Annotated in this window: 2 protein-coding genes and 1 pseudogene; all 3 read left to right on the forward strand. The window is 67.4% G+C overall.

Translation table 11 applies throughout. The features are described 5' to 3' along the window. The coding region (locus ACQKJZ_RS18495) for an efflux RND transporter permease subunit (protein WP_427733062.1) at nt 1-1,906 on the forward strand (1,906 nt) is incomplete at its 5' end. Nucleotides 1,907-2,173: 267 nt separating this feature from the next. Beyond that, nucleotides 2,174-3,379 carry a DUF445 domain-containing protein gene (locus tag ACQKJZ_RS18500; RefSeq protein WP_427733064.1) on the forward strand — a complete coding sequence of 402 codons (1,206 nt, stop codon included), beginning with the start codon at nt 2,174-2,176 and terminating at the stop codon, nt 3,377-3,379. Nucleotides 3,380-3,476: 97 nt separating this feature from the next. After that, a pseudogene (locus tag ACQKJZ_RS18505) lies at nt 3,477-4,012 on the forward strand (ABC transporter permease); the annotation flags it as partial.

Genomic DNA, 4,012 nt, shown 5'->3' on the forward strand with positions numbered 1-4,012 from the left:
GGCCGTGCTGGCGACCACCATGGCGATCGTCGCGGTGTTCCTGCCCGTCGCGCTGATGCCGGGCGTGCCTGGCCAGTATTTCAAGAATTTCGGCCTGACCGTCGTCGTCTCGGTGCTGATGAGCCTGGCGGTGGCGCGTCTGATCACGCCGATGATCGCCGCCTATTTCCTGAAGTCCGCCGGCCATGCCAGCCATGGCGAGGGCAGGCTGATGGACGCCTATATGGCGACGCTGCGCTGGTCGCTGCGCTATGACCGGCCGACCGACGGCGTGCGGCGCGGATTCTTCCGGCGTTTCTTCGGTCGGTTCCGCGACCACCGGCTGTGGGTGATCGGCATCGGCTTCGGTGCCTTTGCCCTCACCATCTTCATGTTCGCTATCATCCCCAAGACCTTCCAGCCGCCGCAGGACAATGACCAGGCGGTCGCCAAGATCGAGATGGTGCCCGGCACGACGCTGGCCCAGACCGATCAGGTCGTGCGGCAGGTGGCGCAGTTCCTGAAGAAGCAGCCCGACGTCGAATCGGTCTATTCGCGCACCAGCGTGGGCAATGGCCGCGTCGTGGCGACGCTGAAGGAGGATCGCTCGATGAAGAGCACCGACTTCGAGCGGTCGCTGTCGCCGCAGCTCGCCGCGATCCCCGATGCGCGCGTGACCTTCCAGTCGCAATTCGGCTGGGGATCGAGCGGGCGCGACCTGACCATCACGCTGGGCGGCGACGATCCCGCCGTGCTGCGCGACACCGCCAACAAGATCGTCGAGCAGATGGGCACGCTGCCCGGCCTGATCGCGCCGCGCATCGTCGGCAATCTCGACCGGCCGGAAATCGTCATCCGCCCGCGTCTCGACCTCGCGGCCAATCTGGGCGTGACGACGCAGGCGCTGTCGAGCGCGATCCGTATCGCGACGCTGGGCGACATCGACCAGAATTCGGCGCGCTTCTCGCTGTCCGATCGTCAGGTGCCGATCCGCGTCGCGCTCGACCAGAATGCGCGTGCGCGCATGTCGACCATCCAGAATCTGCCGGTGCAGACCCAGACCGGCGGCTCGGTGCCCCTGAGCGTCGTTGCAGACATCGGCCTGGGTGCGGGCCCGACCCAGATCGACCGTGTCAACCAGCGTCGCCAGGTCACGGTCGGTGCCGATCTGGCCAAGGGCGTCATCAGCGGTGACGCGATGAAGAAGGTCCATGACCTGCCGATCATGAAGAACCTGCCCATGGGGGTCAGCGAGATGGTGCTGGGCCAGGCCAAGATGCAGGCGGAGATGATGCAGAATTTCTTCACCGCGATCATCTCGGCCATCTTCATGGTCTTCGCGGTGCTGGTGCTGCTCTATCGCCGGTTCCTGCCGCCCTTCGTCAACATGGCCTCGCTGCTGCTGGCACCGCTTGGCGGGTTGATCGCGCTGTATGTCACGGGCAATCCGCTATCGCTGCCGGTCTATATCGGCCTGCTGATGCTGCTGGGCATCGTCGCCAAGAACTCGATCCTGCTGATCGACTTCGCGCTGGAGGAAATCGCCAAGGGCGTCCCGATCCGCGAGGCGGTGCTCGACGCCGGTCACAAGCGCGCCCAGCCGATCGTCATGACGACGGTTGCGATGGTCGCGGGCATGGTGCCGACCGCGCTGTCGCTGGGCGGCGACGGATCGTGGCGCAGCCCGATGGGCGTGACCGTGATCGGCGGCCTGACGATGTCGACGCTCCTCACCCTGCTGATCGTGCCCGCCGCCTTCAGCCTGGCGGTCGGTCTCGAACGCTGGATCGGCCCGCGCCTGGGTCGCCGCCTGCTGACTTACAAGCCCGGCGACGAGCAGGGCAGCGGCCCGGTGATCGATGGCCCGGCGGGTGGCCCCGCGCTGCCCCCGGCGACCGGCAAGCTGGGATATGATCCGGCGGAGTGATGGGGGGGCGGTCCTCCCCGGTACGGGGAGGGGGGCATCCGAAGGATGGTGGAGGGGGAGCGCCGCACGCGACATGCTGTGTGGAAGCCCCCCTCCGTCAGGGCTGATGCCCTGCCACCGCCCCGTGCCGGAGAGGATTTTGACCTCGTTTCGTTACGCACGGGAAAGATTCCGCTTGAACAAAGCCGTCGCTCGCGAATTGTCCTGATGATGGAAGTCGCCATGCGATCGGGGGGTAGCCAGACCGTTCCACCCGCCCTGCGGAAGATGCGGGTCGTGGCGACCGGTTTGCTGGTCACCATGGCGGCGCTGTTCCTCATCGCCCGCCATCTCCAACCGATCCATCCCGCCTGGGGCTTCGTTCGCGCCTTTGCCGAGGCGGCGATGGTCGGCGGGCTGGCCGACTGGTTCGCGGTCACCGCGCTGTTTCGCCATCCGCTGGGGCTGCCGATCCCGCACACCGCGATCGTGCCGCGCAACAAGGACCGGATCGGCGACACGCTGGCCAATTTCCTGCGCACCAATTTCCTGATCCCGCGCGTCGTCGCGCGCCGCATGGACCGCCTCGACGTCGCCGGGGCCGCCGGACGCTGGCTGGCCCAGCCGCCGCAGGAGGGTGGGCGCATCCGGCGCGGGGCGTCGCGCCTGTTCGCCGAGATGCTGACCGCCTTCGACCCGCAGCGGCTGGGTGGCATGGTGAAGGCGGGGATCGGATCGCGACTGCGCGCCACGGAAGTGTCGCCGATCCTCGGCCAGTTGCTGAAGGCCGCGATCGCCGAGGGGCGGCATGTGCCGCTGATGGAATCGGTCATTCGCTGGGGCGGACAGGCACTGGCCGCCAACGAGCCGGTGGTGCGCGCCATGGTGCATGAGCGCGCCGGCGCGATCCTTCGCTGGACCGGGCTGGACGAAACGGTTGCCGACAAGCTGATCGACGGCCTCGACAAGCTGCTGCACGACATGGCGGAGGACCGCGATCATCCCATCCGCCTGAAGATCGAGGAAGGGCTCGATCGCCTGGCCTGGGACCTGCAATATGATCCGGCGACACGCGCGCGGGTGGAGGCGATGAAGGACGATCTGATCGCCAATCCCGCCATGCAGCGCTGGCTGGACGGATTGTGGGAACAGGCGCGCGAGGGGCTGTTGCGGCTGGCGCGCGATCCCGAGGCGGTGACCGCCGGCAAGCTGGGTGAGACGCTGCGCCAGCTGGGCCAGACGCTGCAATCCGATCCCCGGCTGGCGGCGACGATCAACCGCTTCACCCGGCGCGCGGTGGTGGGGATTGCCGCCGATTATGGCGATGGCATCGTCCGACTGGTGTCCGAAACGGTGCGCGGATGGGACGCCGACACCGTCACCAGTCGGCTGGAGAATGCGGTGGGGCGCGATCTCCAATATATCCGCATCAACGGCACCCTCGTCGGCGGCAGCGTCGGCCTGGTCCTTCATGTCGTGGACAGGTTGCTTTGAAAACGTCACGCAAACGTGTAATTGCGCCAGTGGGTCGATTCGTCGCGGGAACGAAGCGCCTTGTCGATGCCCCCGCTTTCCCGCAAAGAGGCAGGTGATGAACGCCAAGGCCGATTATCAGCTGGATCCGGCGGACGGGGGCGCGCTGCGCTTTACCGGCAATCTGTCGCTGGCGACGCTGGGCGATCTGCCCGAGCGGCTCGATCGCGAGGATGCGTCGGTCAAGCGGATCGACCTGTCCAAGGTCGAGCGTATCGATACGGTCGGCGCCTGGCTGATCCACCGCTTCGCCGCGCGCAACGACGCCGCGATCGAGGGGCTGGACGACAATCAGCGCAATCTGGTCGACACGGTGGTCGAGGCGGATCAGCCGGTCGCGATGCGGCCCAAGCCGGTCAGCCCCTTCGCCCGCGTCGCGGGCGAGGTGGGCGACGCCGTCATCGCCGCGTTCAAGACCCTGTACGGGCTGCTCGGCTTCATGGGGGCGACGGTGCTGGCCGGGCTGGCGGTGATCCGCCATCCGCGCCGCTTCCGCTTCAACGCGGTGGTGCATGAGTTCGAGACGGTCGGCGTCTCGGCGCTGGCGATCATCGGCCTGATGAGCTTCCTGATCGGCATCGTCATCGCGCAGCA

Origin of the sequence: Sphingomonas sp. NPDC019816, assembly GCF_050274375.1 — a bacterium.
GTDB lineage: Bacteria > Pseudomonadota > Alphaproteobacteria > Sphingomonadales > Sphingomonadaceae > Sphingomonas.